This is a genomic window from Streptomyces sp. NPDC059092 (assembly GCF_042756365.1).
Classification (GTDB): Bacteria; Actinomycetota; Actinomycetes; order Streptomycetales; family Streptomycetaceae; genus Streptomyces.
On record NZ_JBHZEJ010000109.1, the window covers coordinates 1 to 17,364 of the forward strand.

A 17,364-nucleotide genomic window follows, 5' to 3' on the forward strand; every position below is an offset into this window, starting at 1 on the left:
CTGCAGGGGGGACCCTGTGGGAGAGTAGGACGCCGCCGAACAATTATTGTGGGAATGCCCCGCACCTTCTGGTGCGGGGCATTTCTGCGTTCCGGGCCCCCTTGCAGGCGCCGGCCTGCCCTGAGGGTAAGGTCAGGAGGCATCGTTGGCTCATTCCACACAGGAGGCCCCCGGGTGGAGGTCCAGGAGACCCGCGTCCAGACGGACCGGGTGCTCACCATCCCCAACATCCTCAGCATGGCTCGCCTCGTCGGCGTACCGCTCTTCCTGTGGCTGATCCTCCGCCCCGAGTTCGGCGGCCCCAACAGCGACGGCTGGGCCCTGCTGGTGCTGATGCTGAGCGGCGTCAGCGACTACCTCGACGGGAAACTCGCCCGCCGCTGGAACCAGATCAGCAGCCTCGGGCGACTCCTCGACCCCGCTGCGGACCGGCTGTACATCCTTTCCACCCTGGTTGGCCTCACGTGGCGCGAGATTCTGCCACTGTGGCTCACTGCCGCTCTATTGGCCCGTGAGCTGATGCTTCTGGTGATGGTGTGGATCCTCCGCAGGCACGGTTACCCGCCTCCCCAGGTGAACTTCCTCGGGAAGGCAGCTACCTTCAACTTGATGTACGCCTTCCCGCTCCTGTTGCTCAGTGACGGAAGTGGATGGCTTGCGTCACTCGCCGAAGTTTTCGGATGGGCGTTCGCAGGATGGGGTACAACGCTGTATTGGTGGGCAGGAGTCCTGTATGTGGTCCAGGTCCGCCGGCTCGTCAAGGCGGACAACGCGGCCGATTGAGCTCGTCGAGTGGTGCCGTGCAATGTCGCCGGCCCACGCCTGACGCCATGCGGCCTCGTTCCAGACGGGTGAAGTCGGCGAGACCGTCTCTTCAAGGAGGACGCTTCCGACATGAAGGCCGTCGTGATGGCAGGTGGCGAAGGTACTCGACTTCGACCCATGACCTCAAGCATGCCCAAGCCGCTCCTGCCGGTCGTGAACCGGCCGATCATGGAGCATGTGCTGCGGCTGCTCAAGCGCCATGGGCTCAGCGAGACCGTCGTCACCGTGCAATTCCTCGCCTCCCTCGTCAAGAACTACTTCGGCGACGGTGAAGAGCTGGGCATGGAGCTCAGCTATGCGAACGAGGAGAAGCCGCTCGGCACCGCGGGGAGCGTGAAGAACGCCGAGGAGGCGCTGAAGGACGACGCGTTTCTCGTCATTTCCGGTGACGCCCTCACCGACTTCGATCTGACAGACCTCATCTCCTTCCACAAGGAGAAAGGCGCACTCGTGACCGTGTGCCTGACCCGGGTACCGAATCCGCTGGAATTCGGTATCACGATCGTGGACGAAGAAGGAAAGGTGGAGCGCTTCCTGGAGAAGCCCACCTGGGGACAGGTCTTCTCCGACACCGTGAACACGGGCATCTATGTCATGGAGCCCGAGGTCTTCGACTACGTCGAGGCCGATGTGTCGGTGGACTGGTCCGGCGACGTCTTCCCTCAGCTCATGAAGGACGGCAAGCCGATCTACGGCTATATCGCCGAGGGCTACTGGGAGGACGTCGGCACGCACGAGAGCTACGTCAAGGCTCAGGCCGACGTACTCGAAGGCAAGGTCGACGTCGACATCGACGGCTTCGAGATCTCCCCGGGCGTCTGGGTCGCCGAAGGCGCCGAGGTCCACCCCGACGCCGTGCTCCGCGGTCCGCTGTACATCGGGGACTACGCCAAGGTCGAAGCCGATGTCGAGCTGCGCGAGCACACCGTCATCGGCTCCAACGTGGTCGTCAAGACCGGGGCGTTCCTCCACAAGGCCGTCGTCCACGACAACGTCTACATCGGCCAGCACAGCAATCTGCGCGGCTGCGTGATCGGCAAGAACACCGACATCATGCGGGCCTCCCGCATCGAGGACGGCGCGGTCATCGGCGACGAGTGCCTGGTCGGTGAGGAATCGATCATCCAGGGCAACGTGCGGGTCTACCCGTTCAAGACCATCGAGGCCGGCGCGTTCGTCAACACCTCGGTCATCTGGGAATCCCGCGGACAGGCGAATCTCTTCGGCGCCCGCGGTGTTTCGGGCATCCTGAACGTCGAGATCACGCCAGAAGTCGCGGTCCGGCTGGCCGGCGCCTACGCGACCACGCTGAAGAAGGGCTCCACCGTCACTACGGCGCGTGACCATTCGCGTGGTGCCCGCGCCCTCAAGCGCGCCGTGATCTCCTCACTCCAGTCCAGCGCCATCGACGTACGGGACCTGGAGAACGTGCCGCTGCCCGTCGCCCGGCAGCAGACCGGCCGGGGCAGCGCGGGCGGCATCATGATCCGGACGTCGCCGGGGGTGCCCGACTCCGTCGACATCATGTTCTTCGACGAGCGGGGCGCCGATCTCTCCCAGGCGGGGCAGCGGAAGCTCGACCGGGTGTACGCCCGCCAGGAGTACCGCCGCGCGTTCCCCGGTGAGATCGGGGACCTGCACTTCCCCGCCAGCGTCTTCGACTCGTACACCGGCTCCCTGCTCCGCAACGTCGACACCACCGGGATCTCCGAGGCCGGGCTGAAGGTCGTCGTCGACGCCTCCAACGGCAGCGCCGGGCTCGTCCTGCCCAGCCTGCTCGGCCGGCTCGGCGTCGACGCCCTGACGATCAACCCGGGGCTCGACGAGGCCCGGCCCACGGAAACCGCCGAATCGCGCCGCTCGGGACTGGTCAGGCTCGGCGAGATCGTGGCTTCGGCGCGCGCCGCGTTCGGCGTACGGTTCGACCCCGTCGGCGAGCGGCTGTCCCTGGTGGACGAGCGCGGCCGGATCATCGAGGACGACCGGGCCCTGCTGGTCATGCTCGACCTGGTCGCCGCGGAGCGGCGCAGCGGGCGGGTGGCGCTCCCCGTGACCACGACGAGGATCGCCGAGCAGGTCGCCGCGTACCACGGCACGCAGGTGGAGTGGACGACGACCTCGCCCGACGATCTGACCCGGGTGGGCCGTGAGGACACCACGATCTTCGGCGGGGACGGCCGTGGCGCCTTCATCGTGCCGGAGTTCAGCAGCCTCCTCGACGGTACGGCGGCCTTCGTGCGGCTCATCGGGCTGGTGGCCCGTACGCAGCTCACCCTGAGCCAGATCGACGCCCGTATCCCGCGTGCTCACGTCCTGCGCCGGGACCTGGCGACCCCGTGGGCCGTCAAGGGCCTGGTCATGCGCAGCGTCGTGGAGGCGGCCGGCGAGCGGCAGGTGGACACCACCGACGGGGTGCGGGTCGTGGAGACCGACGGACGCTGGGTGATGGTGCTGCCCGACCCGTCCGAGGCCGTCACCCATCTGTGGGCGGAGGGTCCTGACGACGCGTCGGCGCAGGCACTGCTCGACGAGTGGTCGTCCGTGGTGGACAGCGCAGGTCATTAAGGGCGGTCCGGGACGCTTCGCAGGCGTCCCGGAAGCGGGCCGGACGGCGTCCGTGGACGCCGTCCGGCGCGTCGGTGGGGCCATTCGGCGGTAGCGGTCGCGACGTGCGACGATGTGCGGCATGTCGCAGCAGCCCCCCATCCGGAGCGCCACTTCTCCGCCCCCGCGTCCGGACGCGTCGATGTCGCTGCTGAACAGTGTGATGGACCACAGCCTCGACGAGGGGTACGCGGAGGCGGCGGCCCGCAGGGACGCGGAGGACGGCGGGCTGCCGCGCACCCTCAAGGCCAAACTGGGCCTGGCCGCGGGGCTGGTGCTGGCCGCTCTCGTGGTCACGGTCGGTGCCGCCCAGGCGCGTATCTCGGCCCCGGTGGTGGCGAAGGAGCGCGAGGAACTGATCGACCGCATCCACACGGAGACGTCGACCGCCGACGGGCTGGAGAGCACGGTCGAGAAACTCCGCAAGGAGGTCGGCGACCGCCAGCGTGCCGCCCTGCGGACCCAGGTCGGTGGCCAGGGCGAACTGGTGGCCCTGCTGGCCGGTGCGACCCCGGTAAGGGGGCCCGGCGTGAAACTGGTCGTCGACGACGCCAAGGACGCCTCGTCGGGTGGCGGCGGCGGTCCCCGGGAGAGCAGCGGTTTCTCCGACACGGGCCGGGTACGCGACCGCGACATGCAACGGGTCGTCAACGGCCTGTGGGAGTCGGGCGCCGAGGCGATCGCCATCAACGACCAGCGGCTGACCTCGCTGTCGGCGATCCGGGCCGCCGGGGACGCCATACTGGTCGACAACAGGCCACTCGTGCCGCCGTACACGGTGCTCGCGGTGGGGGACGGAAAGAAGCTGAGCACCGCGTTCCAGGACAGCGCCGATGGCCAGTATCTGCATTCCTTGCAGGAGAACTTCGGCATCCGCACCAGCATTTCGGACCAGCGGGACGTGCGCCTTCCCGCCGCGCCCAGCCTGATCGTACGTACAGCAGAGCCGGAGACCGCCGACGCCGGGAAGGGCAACGGGCAGGACGCGGCCGGCAGGGAGAAGGGCACATCGTGATCGCCGTACTGGGCCTCGTCGTGGGAGTGGTGGTCGGACTGTTGGTCCGGCCCGAGGTGCCCGCTGTGGTCGAGCCTTATCTCCCGATCGCCGTCGTCGCCGCTCTGGACGCGGTCTTCGGAGGGCTGCGCGCCATGCTCGACGGGATCTTCGTCGACAAGGTGTTCGTGGTCTCCTTCCTGTCGAACGTGGTGGTCGCCGCGCTGATCGTCTTCCTCGGAGACAAGCTGGGCGTGGGCGCGCAGTTGTCCACCGGTGTGGTCGTCGTCTTCGGTATCCGGATCTTCTCCAACGCTGCCGCCATCCGCCGGCACGTGTTCCGGGCGTGACGCCGATGAACAGCGGAGAGAACCCCCAGGAGCCGCAGGACCCCCAGAAGCCCGAGCGGCCCGAGCAGCCCCAGGGCGCCGAGGATGCCTCCGCCGCCGCGAAGGGGCCCCCCGGGTCCGGCGCGGCGTCGGAGGGCGCCGCCGGGGACGCCCCGGGGCCGTCCGGGGCCCAACAGCTCACCGGCCGCCAGCGGTTGGCGGCGGGGCTGTGGCCGCCCCGGGTGACCCGGGCGCAGCTCATCGTCGCCGTCCTGCTGTTCGGGCTCGGGCTCGGACTCGCCATCCAGGTCAGGTCGAACAACGACGACAGCGCGCTGCGGGGCGCCCGCCAGGAGGACCTGGTGCGGATCCTGGACGAGTTGGACAACCGGACGCAGCGGCTGGAGGACGAGAAGCAGCGTCTGGACGCCCAGCGCACCGAACTGGAGACCAGCTCGGACCAGGCGGAGGAGGCCCGTAAGCAGACCAAGGAGAAGGAGCAGCAGCTCGGTATCCTGGCCGGTACGGTCGCCGCCGAGGGGCCCGGCATCACGCTGACGATCAGGGACATCAGCGGGACGGTCGAGCCGGACATGCTGCTCGACGCCCTCCAGGAGCTGCGGGCGGCCGGCGCGGAGGCCATTCAGATCAACGATGTCCGTGTCGTCGCCGATACGTACTTCTCGGGTGCCGGAGGTGAGGTACGGGTGGACGGCAAGGCGGTGTCCTCGCCGTACGTCTTCAAGGTCATCGGTAAGCCGCAGGATCTGGAGCCCGCCCTGAACATTCCGGGCGGGGTGGTCCAGACGCTGGAGAAGGAGCAGGCCACAGCCACGGTGGCACGGCCTGAGAAGATCATTGTGAATGCCTTGCGACCCGCGAAGCGGCCTGACTACGCTCGGTCGTCATCACAGTGAGGCGGGGGCGCATGCGAGCTGTCCTACGGGGGCATGAGGTTGCGGGGGGTCGGCGCACGAAGAGTGCGGCGAGTGGTGGAAACTGTCCGGTGGTTACGGACGTTGTCAAAGTGTCCGGGTCGGCAGGTGTGTTCATTCAGGGTTCGTCCTGCCCCACGGGCGGGTCTGTTTCGGTCAAGGGGAATCGCCCGTGAAGTTGTTTGGGAAGTTGTTCGGCAAGAGCGCACGCGAGGACGGCGGGGGGCGCTCCCGCCATCGCGCAGCGCGTGGCGGGAGCGAGGAGCAGGGCGGCGAACGTCCGCTCTTCCGTGACCAGGTGGGCGGCGAGGCCACCGGCGCGTCGTCTGTTGACCCTGCCGGTCCCGGCCGCATAGGTTTCGGGGATTCATCGGCCCCCCAGGGGCCGTCGCGGCAGGAGGATCCCTCTATGGCGGCCTTGCCGGTTTGTACGAGGTGCGGGCACCGCAATGCCGAGGCCAGCCGGTTCTGCTCCAACTGCGGGGCGCCGCTGCGGGGCGGAGTGCCGCCGGAGCGCGCTTCCGAGACGACCTCGACGATCTCGATCTCGGGTCTTGAGGCGTACGACTCCGAGGTGACGGGCCAGACGTCGCTTCCTTCGCTCACGCCAGAAGCGCAGGCCGCCGTCGACGCCCTGCCGCTCGGCTCGGCGCTCCTGGTGGTGCGGCGCGGTCCTAACTCGGGCAGCCGCTTCCTGCTGGACGGCGAGCTGACCACGGCCGGCCGTCATCCGGAGAGTGACATCTTCCTGGACGACGTGACCGTGTCGCGTCGCCACGTGGAGTTCCGCAGGGGCGGCGACGGTCACTTCACGGTCTCGGACGTCGGCAGTCTGAACGGTACGTACGTCAATCGTGAGCGGATCGACTCGGTCCTGCTGGCGAACGGTGACGAGGTCCAGATCGGGAAGTACCGGCTGGTCTTCTACGCGAGCCAGCGGGGCGTCTGACAGGCCGCTGAGGAAGGTCCATGCCGCGTACATCCATGGGCGGTGCCGGACACGGCACCGCCCCCACCGGCGACCCGCTGATGAGTATCGGCGCGGTCCTGGGCAGGCTGCGGGACGAGTTTCCCGAGGTCTCCATCTCCAAGATCCGGTTTCTGGAGGCCGAGGGGCTCGTCGAGCCCTGCCGGACCCCTTCCGGGTACCGGAAGTTCAGTGTGGAGGACGTTCAGCGGCTCGCTCGTGTCCTGCGGATGCAGCGGGACCACTATCTGCCGCTGAAAGTCATCAAGGGACACCTGGACGCCCTGGAGCGCGGCGAGGACGTGCCTCCTCCCGGCTCCCGGCGGGCGCTTCCGGGCGCGCGGGAGCACGCGGAGTCCGATCTTCCGACCGCGGCGCGGATCGGCCGTGAGGAGCTGCTGGCGGCCGCCGAGGCAGACGGGCACGCGCTCGCCGAGTGGGAGGCGTACGGCCTGGTCGCCCCGATGCCGGACGGCGGCTACGACGCGGAGTCGGTGACGGTCGCGAAACTTGTCTCGGATCTGGGCAGATTCGGCCTGGAACCGCGGCATCTGCGGGCCATGAAAGCGGCGGCCGAGCGCGACGCGGGACTGGTCGAGCAGGTCGTGGCCCCGCTGCGGCTGCACCGTAATCCGCAGACCAGAGCGCATGCGGAGGCGACCACGAAGGAGCTGTCGGCGCTCTGTGCGCAGCTTCACGCGGCCCTGCTCCGTACGGCTCTCGGGCCGGGTCCGCACTGATCACGGGGGAGTCCGACTACCCAAACCTGCCGGGCACGTCCTAGGGTTGCTGTGTGAACGAGCTCGACGTTGTGGGTGTCCGGGTGGAAATGCCCTCCAACCAACCGATCGTGCTCCTGCGTGAAGTGGGAGGCGACCGGTACCTCCCCATTTGGATCGGACCGGGGGAGGCGACCGCCATTGCCTTCGCCCAGCAGGGCATGGCCCCGGCCCGGCCGCTGACCCATGATCTCTTCAAGGACGTGCTGGAAGCGGTGGGCCAGGAGCTCACCGAGGTCCGGATCACGGACCTGCGTGAAGGGGTCTTCTACGCGGAGCTGGTCTTCGCGAGCGGGGTCGAGGTGAGCGCGAGGCCGAGCGATGCCATAGCGCTCGCTCTGCGCACGGGTACGCCGATCTACGGCAGTGACGGGGTTCTGGACGATGCCGGCATCGCCATCCCGGACGAGCAGGAGGACGAGGTGGAGAAGTTCCGCGAATTCCTCGACCAGATCTCTCCGGAGGACTTCGGGACCAACAGTCAGTGAGCGGCCGGTGAGCGCCGCGCCGGTCCCCGTCAGCGCATTCGGCCAGCCTTTCCCCGAAATGGGACACGGCAAACCACTCTCAGGGTGATTATCACTCGGCGTGGCGAGTGTGGCGATCGTTGACGCACCCCGGGTGACTGCCTACCTTCGACAGGGCAGGTCAAGGACGGAGGGTCGGCGTGAGAAGCAGTGGCGACGGTACGGCGGCGGGCGGTCCGTATCCGCTCCACAGCAGCGCGCCCGGCCTCGGAGCGGAGACGGTCGGATACCGGGGTCCCACCGCGTGTGCGGCGGCGGGCATCACGTACCGCCAGTTGGACTACTGGGCACGTACGGGGCTGGTCGAGCCGAGTGTGCGGCCCGCCTACGGGTCGGGCACGCAGCGGCTCTACAGCTTCCGGGACGTGGTCGTCCTCAAGATCGTGAAGCGGTTCCTGGACACCGGGGTCGCGCTCCAGAACATCCGGGCGGCGGTCCAGCACCTCAGGGACCGCGGCTTCCGTGACCTGGACCGTATGACGCTGATGAGCGACGGGGCCACCGTCCACGAGTGCTCCTCGCCCGACGAGGTGGTGAGCCTGCTCCAGGGCGGCCAGGGAGTGTTCGGGATCGCGGTCGGCGTGGTGTGGCGGGACGTCGAGTCCGCGCTGTCCCAGCTCCACGGGGAGCGGATCGACACCGGCGAGACACTGATCGGCAACAACCCCGCCGACGAACTGGCGCGACGGCGCCGCGACCGGGCCGTCTGACCGGGCCCTTCCCGCCCGGCCGGCCCACGCGCGGCTGCGTCCCGGGCCGATTGTCAGTGGCGTGAGGCAGCATCAGTGGTGTGAGAACCGCACCGACCGTCCTGCACCTGGACATGGATGCCTTCTTCGCCGCGGCAGAGCAGGCGGCGAAGCCGAGTCTGCGCGGAAAACCGGTGGTCGTCGGCGGTCTCGGCCCGCGCGGGGTGGTCTCGACGGCGTCGTACGAGGCGCGGCGGTTCGGGGTGCACTCCGCGATGCCGATGGCCCAGGCGAGACGCCTCGCGCCGAACGCGGCGTATCTCGTGCCGCGCTTCGCGCTCTACCGCGCGGTCAGCGAGCAGGTGATGGGACTGCTGGGCACGCTCTCGCCGCTGGTGGAGCCGCTCAGCCTGGACGAGGCGTTCGTGGACCTGGAGGCGGGCGGCTCGGCCCATGACACGGCCTCGGCGGTGGCCGCGGGGGAGCGGCTGCGCCAGGACATCAGGGAGCTGACCGGGCTCAGCGGCTCGGTGGGGCTCGCCGGCTCCAAGATGCTGGCGAAGATCGGCTCCGAGCAGGCCAAGCCGGACGGGCTGGTCCTGATAGAGCCCGGTACGGAGCGCGAGCTGCTGGGGCCCATGACCGTACGGACCCTGCCCGGGGTGGGGCCCGCGACGGGCGAGCATCTGCGCCGGGCCGGTATGACGACGGTCTCCGATCTGGCCGAGGCGGGCGAGGACGAGCTGGTACGGCTGCTGGGCAGGGCCCACGGCACGTCGCTGTACCGGATGGCGCGGGGGCACGACGACCGGCCGGTGGTGTCCGAGCGCGAGGCCAAGTCCGTGTCGGTCGAGGACACCTTCGACACCGACCTCCACGACCGGGCGCGGGTGCGTACGGAGGTGGACCGGCTGGCGGAGCGGTGCGTGCGGCGGCTGAGGGCGTCCGGGCACTCCGGCCGGACCGTGGTCCTCAAGGTGCGCAGGTACGACTTCTCCACACTGACCCGCTCGGAGACGCTCAGAGGACCCACGGACGACCTGGGAGTGGTGCGGGAGGCCGCGGGGCGCCTTCTGGAGTCCGTGGACACCACAGGCGGCGTACGGCTGCTCGGGGTGGGGGTGACCGGGCTCGCCGACTTCACGCAGGAGGATCTCTTCGCGCAGGCCGCCGCCCGGGAACGGGAGGCGGCGGAGCACGCCGCCCCGCCCGGTGAGGCGGGGCGGGGAGACGCCGCGGCGTCTCGCGGTGCGGGGGAGGGGCACGCACCACCGGAGGACGGGGTGGCGGCCGTGGAAGAGGGCGCGATGCCCGCGCCTGTGCCTTCCGGGGATTCCGAGCCGCCCGAGGAGCGGCGGTTTCCGGCCGGGCACGATGTGCGCCATGCCGAGTTCGGCCCCGGCTGGGTGCAGGGCAGCGGGCTGCGGAGAGTCACCGTACGGTTCGAGGAGCCCGGGTCCGCACCGGGGTGGGTGCGGACGTTCTGGGCCGACGATCCCGATCTGGAACTCTCGGAGCCACTGCCCCTGGTGCCGGAGACGGGGCAGCCGCGTCAGTCGTCCTGGCCCGCCAGCCGCCCGAAGTTCCGCTCCGAGTCCCGTTCCGAGAGGGCCGCGGGGTCCTCCGGCGGGTCCGGGAGGGCGAGGCCGTAGTGGTGGTAGAGCTGAAGCTCCTGCTCGGGGGAGAGATGGCGGCCGACACCGAAATCGGGGGCGTCCTTGATCAGCGCGCGCTCGAACGGCACCCGCAGCCCCTCCGCCACCAGGGTGCTGGGGGCGAGGGGGACGAACGCGTCACGGCTGAAGAGCCCGGTGCGGACGGCGGCCCATTCGGGGGTGCCGGTGGCATCGTCGAGATAGACCTCGTCGACCGTGCCGAGCTTGCGCCCCTCACGGTCGTACGCCTTGCGTCCTATCAGGCTGCGCGGATCGATATCGGTCTCCACGGTCCCTCCAGCGGGTCGCAACTGCTCGTAAGCACTACAAAAGTGCAGAACCGGGGCGACGGCCACTCGAAAGTTGTCCGGATGATCCCGCTGGTAGGCTGGCAAGCGGCTGCTGACCCCGTGCGGGAGAGTTCTCCGGTGAGCCCACCGGAGGCGCCGAAGGAGCAAATCCTCCCCGGAATCTCTCAGGCCCCCGTACCGCGCGGACGAGGTCACTCTGGAAAGCAGGGCGGGCGCCGGACCGTACGGCATCCGCCCTCACCGACGGTGAAAGCCGGACCGCTCTACAGCGGACCGGTGAAGCTCTCAGGTCGAGATGACAGAGGGGGAGGCCGTTCAGGGCACCCGCGCCGTGGTGCCCTCGCAGGTCGTGGCAGACCAGGAGGCCTCCGCACATGAACGCCCACCGCACCCCGCTCGCCCACCTGGAGCGAGGCATCCCCTTCGAACAGCGCCATATCGGCCCCGACGCGGGGGCGCAGGCCAAGATGCTCGCGCAGGTCGGCTACGGCTCGCTCGACGAGCTGACCGCCGCCGCGGTGCCCGACGCGATCAAGAGCGCGGAGGCGCTGAACCTCCCGGACGCCCGGACCGAGGCCGAGGTCCTCGCCGAGCTGCGCTCCCTCGCCGATCGCAACGAGGTCCTGGCGCCCATGATCGGGCTGGGCTACTACGGCACGTTCACCCCGCCGGTGATCCTGCGCAACGTGATGGAGAACCCGGCCTGGTACACCGCGTACACGCCCTACCAGCCCGAGATCTCCCAGGGCCGGCTGGAGGCCCTGCTCAACTTCCAGACCGTCGTGGCCGAGCTGACGGGGCTGCCGACCTCCGGCGCCTCCCTGCTGGACGAGTCCACGGCCGCCGCCGAGGCCATGGCGCTCTCCCGCCGCGTCGGCAAGGTCAAGGGCGGTGTCTTCCTGGTCGACGCCGAGACCCTGCCGCAGACGATCGCCGTGATCCGCACCCGCGCCGAACCGACCGGTGTCGAGGTCGTCGTCGCGGACCTCGGTGAGGGCATCCCCGCCGAGACCGCCGAGCGAGGCGTCTTCGGCGTACTGCTCCAGTACCCGGGCGCCTCCGGGGCCGTGCGGGACCTCGGGCCCGTGATCGAGCGGGCGCACGAGCTGGGCGCGGTCGTCACCGTCGCCGCCGACCTGCTCGCGCTGACGCTCCTCACCCCGCCCGGTGAGCTGGGCGCCGACATCGCCGTCGGCACCACGCAGCGCTTCGGGGTCCCCATGGGCTTCGGCGGACCGCACGCCGGCTTCATGGCCGTACGGGAGAAGTTCGCGCGCAGCCTGCCGGGGCGCCTCGTCGGCGTCTCCGTCGACGCCGACGGCCACAAGGCGTACCGGCTCGCGCTCCAGACCCGCGAGCAGCACATCCGCCGCGAGAAGGCCACCAGCAACATCTGCACCGCACAGGTGCTCCTCGCCGTGATGGCCGGGATGTACGCGGTCTACCACGGCCCCGACGGGCTGCGCTCCATCGCGCGGCGCACCCACCGGTACGCGGCGGTCCTCGCGGCGGGGCTGCGGGCCGGCGGGGTCGGGACCGTGCACCCCGCGTTCTTCGACACGCTCACCGTCCGGGTCCCGGGACGGGCCGCCGAGGTCGTCGCCGCCGCGCGTGAGGGCGGCGTCAACCTCCGCCAGGTCGACGCCGACCAGGTCTCCGTGGCCTGTGACGAGACCACCGGCCGCGCGCAGCTCGCCGCCGTGTGGACGGCCTTCGGCGTCCAGGGCGACATCGACGCGCTGGACGCGGCCACCGACGACGCGCTGCCCGGCGCGCTGCTGCGCACCGGCGACTACCTGACGCACCCCGTCTTCCACGAGTACCGCTCCGAGACCGCGATGCTGCGCTACCTGCGCCGGCTCGCCGACCGCGACTACGCGCTGGACCGCGGCATGATCCCGCTCGGCTCCTGCACGATGAAGCTGAACGCGACCACCGAGATGGAGCCGGTCACCTGGCCCGCGTTCGGCGCGCTGCACCCCTTCGCGCCGGCCGAGCAGGCGCAGGGCTATCTGACGCTGATCCGCGAGCTGGAGGAGCGGCTCGCCGAGGTCACCGGGTACGACGCGGTCTCCCTCCAGCCCAACGCCGGATCGCAGGGCGAGCTGGCCGGACTGCTCGCCGTCCGGGCGTACCACCGGGCCAACGGCGAGACCGGGCGCACCGTCTGCCTCATCCCGTCCTCCGCGCACGGCACGAACGCGGCGAGCGCGGTCATGGCGGGGATGCGGGTCGTCGTCGTCAAGACCCGTGAGGACGGCGACGTCGACGTCGAGGACCTGCACGCCAAGATCGAGCGGCACGGCGCGGAGCTGGCCGTCCTGATGGTCACCTACCCGTCCACGCACGGGGTGTTCGAGGAGAACATCGGCGACATCTGCGCGGCGGTGCACGACGCGGGCGGCCAGGTGTACGTCGACGGTGCCAACCTGAACGCGCTGGTCGGGCTGGCGAAGCCGGGCCGGTTCGGTTCCGACGTCTCGCACCTCAACCTGCACAAGACCTTCTGCATCCCGCACGGCGGCGGCGGCCCCGGCGTCGGCCCCGTCGGCGTACGGGCGCACCTCGCCCCGTACCTGCCCAACCACCCGCTCCAGCCGGCCGCCGGTCCTGCGACGGGCGTCGGGCCGATCTCGGCGGCGCCGTGGGGCTCGGCGGGCATCCTGCCGATCTCGTGGGCGTACGTCCGGCTGATGGGTGGCGAGGGGCTCAAGCGCGCGACGCAGGTCGCCGTGCTCGCCGCCAACTACATCGCCAAGCGCCTGGAGCCGCACTACCCCGTGCTCTACACCGGTCCGAACGGACTGGTGGCCCACGAGTGCATCGTGGACCTGCGGCCGCTCTCCAAGGCCAGCGGCGTCAGCGTCGACGACATCGCGAAGCGCCTGATCGACTACGGCTTCCACGCGCCGACGATGTCGTTCCCCGTGGCGGGCACGCTGATGATCGAGCCCACCGAGAGCGAGGATCTGAACGAGATCGACCGCTTCTGCGAGGCGATGATCGCGATCCGCGCGGAGATAGAGCGGGTCGCGTCGGGTGAGTGGCCCGCGGACGACAACCCGCTGCGTCAGGCCCCGCACACGGCCGCCGCGCTGGGCGGGGAGTGGGAGCACGCCTACAGCCGCGCCGAGGCGGTCTTCCCGGCCGGAGTCTCGGCCGCGGACAAGTACTGGCCGCCGGTCCGCCGTATCGACGGCGCGTTCGGCGACCGCAATCTGGTCTGCTCGTGCCCGCCGGTGGACGCGTACGACAACTGACGTACGGGGCGTACGTGGCGACACGCGGCGTACGAGACGTTCGTGGACATGCGTCGGGGCCGGTGCGGAGTTGAGTCTCCGGGCCGGCCCCCGTTCTTCCGGTGGCGGCCGCGCGCCTCGCCGGCCGCGGACCGCCGGGTGGCGGCCGGGGCTCAGGCCGCCGTGGCCACCTGCTCCGTGCGCAGCGGCCGGTGCGGAGCGATGATCTGCCCGTCGGGCAGCAGCTCACCGGTGTCCTCGAAGAGCAGTACGCCGTTGCACAGCAGGCTCCAGCCCTGCTCCGGGTGGTGCGCGATCAGCCGCGCGGCGTCGCGGTCGGCGGAGTCGGCTGTCGGACAGGCTGGCTGGTGCTGGCACATGGGTGGATTCTTTCGCTGTGTCGTCGTGAGTGTCCCGCGGCGCGATGTGGTCACGGCCGCCCCCGTATCTGTCTGGTCCAGTCCTAGTGTTGCCCTGCGGGCGGTGGATCCGCAGGTATTTCACGGCAGCGCTCCCTTCTGCTTAAGGACGTGTCACCCGCCCGGACGGTTCACCCCAACTGGGCGCTCTTTTCGGGTGGTTCGCAGTGGCCCGAGTTGACTACGCCGCAGGGTCGGCGAAGTGCCCCGCGGCCGGCGGGGGCCGCGGGGCACAGGCGTACCGAGCGCGTTCAGGCGGGGGTGCGGAGCAGCGGGGGGGCCGGAGTGAGCGGAGGGGCCGGGGGAAGCGGAGGGGCCGGAGTGAGCCGCAGTCCGATCACCGGCAGCAACTCGGCGACCCGGTGCGGGCGGTGCGCGGCGATGCCCGGCGGCGCCGGCGCCAGCGGTACGAGGATGTCGGCCGGCGCGGGCGCGCCCGCGCCGGCGTCGGCCTCCGTGTCGCCGTGCAGCCAGAGTGTGAGCATGTACAGCTCGGGAATGGAGAGCAGCCGGGCCTGGTAGGGCGTCGTCAGGCTCTCGGCCTGCCGCAGCGCACGCTCCGTGGAGGACAGGTACGGGCCCTCGAAGAAGCGTGAGAAGGTCCAGCCGTCCGCGGTGAGCATGGTGTCGGCGGCTGCCACGGTGCGGTCGCCGCTGCGGATCAGGAAGCGCCAGCCGGTCAGCCTGGTCCGCGGCGCACCGCTGCCCGGTGTACTGGTGCGGTCCTCCTGGGTGGCGTGGTCGAGACCGCCGAGAGTGTGGACGGGGAGCGGGAGTTCGGGGCTCAGCGGTCCCTGGACGGACTGGAGAGCGGGGGTGCGTCCATCGCGTACGGCGGTGGGGGAACCGAGTGCCGCGAGAACGCTGCGCAGGGCAGGCGCCGGGGCCGGGGGTACATGCAGCGGCATGGTGGGTTGCCTCTCATTCAGGAGACAGGGTGATGCGTGAAATGGAGCGTGGGCGGGTGCGGACATCGCTGTCGGCGTGCGGGGTCAGAGGTGGGCCACCGGGTCGTGTACGGCCGGGCGCCGACTCTCTGCCTCGTGGGCAGAGTTTATACGACGCGTGTTCACGCCATGTTTCCGCTAGCTGTACCGGATATTGCAGGCAAGGCACTATTAAGTCCTTCTCCCACGCGCTTTCTGTTGATAAATGACGGAGAGAGGGTGTCTGGCCTGGGGTGATTCGCCGGATGGGGTCGGCTGAAAATGGTCGACGATTTCGGAGGGCGTTCGGGAGCGGAAACAAAAATCCACTCCCCGCCCTGTCGCCCGTCATGCCGAGTGAATGTGCCGGACGCATCGGGGGCCGGACTCGCCACCCTACCGGGCGTCGGCCGGGAACGGGACGTTACGGATCACCCTGTGTGGGCATTATCGATCGTGACGCGAGCGGCCCCAGCCGCCGGAAGCCCAGTCGAGGAGGGACACTTCGATGGGGGAGAAGGTCGAAGCGGGCGGTTCCGACCTGTCCGATCGGCAGAAATACCGCAGGAAGCTCCAACAGTGCCTGAGGGTGCTGGAGCGACTACTGGCGGAGGAGAGGTTCGACCGGCCCAAGAACCTGATGGGCCTGGAGATCGAGCTGAATCTGGCGGGCTCCGACGGGATGCCCCGCATGATGAATACGGAGGTACTGAAGCGCATCGCGAGCGGAGATTTCCAGACCGAACTCGGAATGTTCAACATGGAAGTGAACGTGGCTCCGCACCGGCTGGGCGGGCGCGTACTCGATCAGCTCGCCGAGGAACTGCGTACGGGCCTCGGATATGCCCATCGCAAAGCGAGCGAGGTCGACGCCGGCATCGTGATGATCGGAATTCTTCCGACCCTGACCCAGCATGATGTGGTCTCCGCGAACCTTTCCGACGTGCACCGCTACACACTCCTCAACGATCAGATGGTGGCGGCCCGCGGCGAGGATTTCACCCTCGACATCGAGGGCGTGGAACGGCTTACGTGCACGTCGGCCTCGATCACCCCGGAGGCCGCCTGCACCTCCGTACAACTGCACCTCCAGGTCACCCCCGACCGGTTCTCCGACGTGTGGAACGCGGCCCAGGCGGTGGCGTCCGTACAGGTGGCACTCGGTGCCAACGCGCCCTTCCTGTTCGGCCGGGAGCTGTGGCGCGAATCCAGGCCGCCGCTCTTCGAACAGGCCACCGACACCCGGCCACCGGAGCTGAAGGCCCAGGGGGTACGCCCCAGGACCTGGTTCGGTGAGCGCTGGATCAGCTCCGCCTACGACCTGTTCGAGGAGAACCTGCGCTACTTCCCCCCGCTGCTGCCGATCTGCGACGACGAGGACCCGATGCGGGTCCTGGACGCGGGCGGCATGCCCGACCTCCAGGAACTGGCGCTGCACAACGGCACGGTCTACCGCTGGAACCGGCCGGTGTACGAGGTCGCCGACGGCGCCCCCCACCTGCGGGTCGAGAACCGGGTGCTGCCCGCGGGGCCCACGGTCACCGACGTCATCGCCAACGTCGCGTTCTACTACGGGCTCGTACGGGCGCTCGCCGAGGACGCGCGGCCTGTGTGGCGCCGGCTGCCCTTCGAGGACGCCGCCCGGAACTTCGAGGAGGCGTGCCGGCACGGCATCGACGCGGAACTGCGCTGGCCGCGCCCGGGCCGTACCGGCGGGATGACGACCGTTCCGGCGGTGAAGCTCGTACGTGACGAACTGCTGCCGCTCGCCGCGGCCGGGCTCGACGCGTGGCAGGTCGACCCGGTGGACCGGGACTTCTACCTCGGGGTGATCGAGGAGCGGTGCAAGCGGCGGGTGAACGGCGCCTCCTGGCAGGTGGAGACCTTCCACCGGGCGCTGGAGGCCGGGCTGGAGCGGGACGCGGCGCTCGCGGCGACGACCCGCCGCTACTGCGAGCTGATGCACCGGGGCGAGCCGGTGCACACCTGGCCGACGGGGTTCCCGGCGCCGCCCGACGGGGGACGGTCCGATCCCGGCACCTCCGACGTGGGGCCCTTCGCCAGCGGGGCGGACTGACCCGGCGGAATGCGACGAGACGGCCCGAGCCCCATGGGGAAGGAGCGGCGGGGGCCCGGTCCGGCGCGCCGCCGGCCCACTGCGGACG

General features: G+C 70.1%; 15 protein-coding genes and 1 riboswitch. Of the genes, 12 read left to right on the forward strand and 3 right to left on the reverse strand.

Going from position 1 to position 17,364, the window contains the following annotated elements:
• The first annotated feature begins 174 nt into the window (after window positions 1-174).
• From ACFXPL_RS35545 to ACFXPL_RS35590, 10 genes are all read left to right on the forward strand, one after another.
• Entirely contained in the window at window positions 175-783 is a 609-nt protein-coding gene (locus ACFXPL_RS35545) for a CDP-alcohol phosphatidyltransferase family protein (protein WP_384927303.1), read from the forward strand.
• 111 nt (window positions 784-894) lie between these two features.
• Window positions 895-3,390, forward strand: coding sequence for a sugar phosphate nucleotidyltransferase (locus ACFXPL_RS35550; protein ID WP_384927304.1), 2,496 nt, complete (start codon window positions 895-897; stop codon window positions 3,388-3,390).
• Between the two features lie 121 nt (window positions 3,391-3,511).
• Window positions 3,512-4,444: a DUF881 domain-containing protein gene (locus ACFXPL_RS35555; RefSeq protein ID WP_384927305.1), complete on the forward strand. Its 933-nt coding sequence runs from the start codon at window positions 3,512-3,514 to the stop codon at window positions 4,442-4,444.
• Complete coding sequence (locus ACFXPL_RS35560) at window positions 4,441-4,773, forward strand: small basic family protein (protein WP_023543062.1); 333 nt, start codon at window positions 4,441-4,443, stop codon at window positions 4,771-4,773. Before ACFXPL_RS35555 ends, ACFXPL_RS35560 begins: the two co-directional genes overlap by 4 nt.
• A 5-nt stretch (window positions 4,774-4,778) precedes the next feature.
• Window positions 4,779-5,669: a DUF881 domain-containing protein gene (locus tag ACFXPL_RS35565; protein ID WP_384927306.1), complete on the forward strand. Its 891-nt coding sequence runs from the start codon at window positions 4,779-4,781 to the stop codon at window positions 5,667-5,669.
• Between the two features lie 82 nt (window positions 5,670-5,751).
• Window positions 5,752-6,636, forward strand: coding sequence for an FHA domain-containing protein (locus tag ACFXPL_RS35570; RefSeq protein WP_384927314.1), 885 nt, complete (start codon window positions 5,752-5,754; stop codon window positions 6,634-6,636).
• A 20-nt stretch (window positions 6,637-6,656) separates the two neighbouring features.
• On the forward strand, window positions 6,657-7,394 hold the full coding sequence (locus ACFXPL_RS35575; protein WP_384927307.1) for a MerR family transcriptional regulator: 738 nt from the start codon (window positions 6,657-6,659) through the stop codon (window positions 7,392-7,394).
• A 53-nt stretch (window positions 7,395-7,447) separates the two neighbouring features.
• A complete protein-coding gene (locus ACFXPL_RS35580; RefSeq protein WP_006123076.1) occupies window positions 7,448-7,921 on the forward strand; it encodes a bifunctional nuclease family protein in 474 nt (157 codons plus the stop codon).
• Between the two features lie 179 nt (window positions 7,922-8,100).
• A complete protein-coding gene (locus ACFXPL_RS35585; RefSeq protein ID WP_384927308.1) occupies window positions 8,101-8,670 on the forward strand; it encodes a MerR family transcriptional regulator in 570 nt (189 codons plus the stop codon).
• 80 nt (window positions 8,671-8,750) lie between these two features.
• Window positions 8,751-10,301 carry a DNA polymerase IV gene (locus tag ACFXPL_RS35590; RefSeq protein ID WP_384927309.1) on the forward strand — a complete coding sequence of 517 codons (1,551 nt, stop codon included), beginning with the start codon at window positions 8,751-8,753 and terminating at the stop codon, window positions 10,299-10,301.
• On the opposite strand, the gene ACFXPL_RS35595 is transcribed toward ACFXPL_RS35590, so the two are convergent.
• Window positions 10,202-10,594, reverse strand: a complete 393-nt coding sequence (locus tag ACFXPL_RS35595; RefSeq protein WP_384927310.1) for a PRC-barrel domain-containing protein — start codon at window positions 10,592-10,594, stop codon at window positions 10,202-10,204. The two genes, ACFXPL_RS35590 and ACFXPL_RS35595, sit on opposite strands and share 100 nt — an antisense overlap.
• 113 nt (window positions 10,595-10,707) lie before the next feature.
• Window positions 10,708-10,805, forward strand: a riboswitch (glycine riboswitch).
• A gap of 184 nt (window positions 10,806-10,989) precedes the next feature.
• Here ACFXPL_RS35595 and gcvP point away from each other — a divergent pair.
• Window positions 10,990-13,875, forward strand: a complete 2,886-nt coding sequence (gene gcvP, locus ACFXPL_RS35600; protein ID WP_384927311.1) for an aminomethyl-transferring glycine dehydrogenase — start codon at window positions 10,990-10,992, stop codon at window positions 13,873-13,875.
• Between the two features lie 152 nt (window positions 13,876-14,027).
• Here the strand turns inward: gcvP and ACFXPL_RS35605 are convergent, their stop codons facing one another.
• The gene (locus tag ACFXPL_RS35605) at window positions 14,028-14,234 is read right to left on the reverse strand and encodes a DUF5999 family protein (RefSeq protein ID WP_365818822.1); all 207 of its coding nucleotides are present in this window, start codon (window positions 14,232-14,234) and stop codon (window positions 14,028-14,030) included.
• Window positions 14,235-14,524: 290 nt separating this feature from the next.
• Window positions 14,525-15,181 carry a hypothetical protein gene (locus ACFXPL_RS35610; protein ID WP_384927312.1) on the reverse strand — a complete coding sequence of 219 codons (657 nt, stop codon included), beginning with the start codon at window positions 15,179-15,181 and terminating at the stop codon, window positions 14,525-14,527.
• 526 nt (window positions 15,182-15,707) lie between these two features.
• Here ACFXPL_RS35610 and ACFXPL_RS35615 point away from each other — a divergent pair.
• Window positions 15,708-17,276, forward strand: coding sequence for a glutamate--cysteine ligase (locus ACFXPL_RS35615; protein WP_384927313.1), 1,569 nt, complete (start codon window positions 15,708-15,710; stop codon window positions 17,274-17,276).
• Window positions 17,277-17,364: the final 88 nt, after the last annotated feature.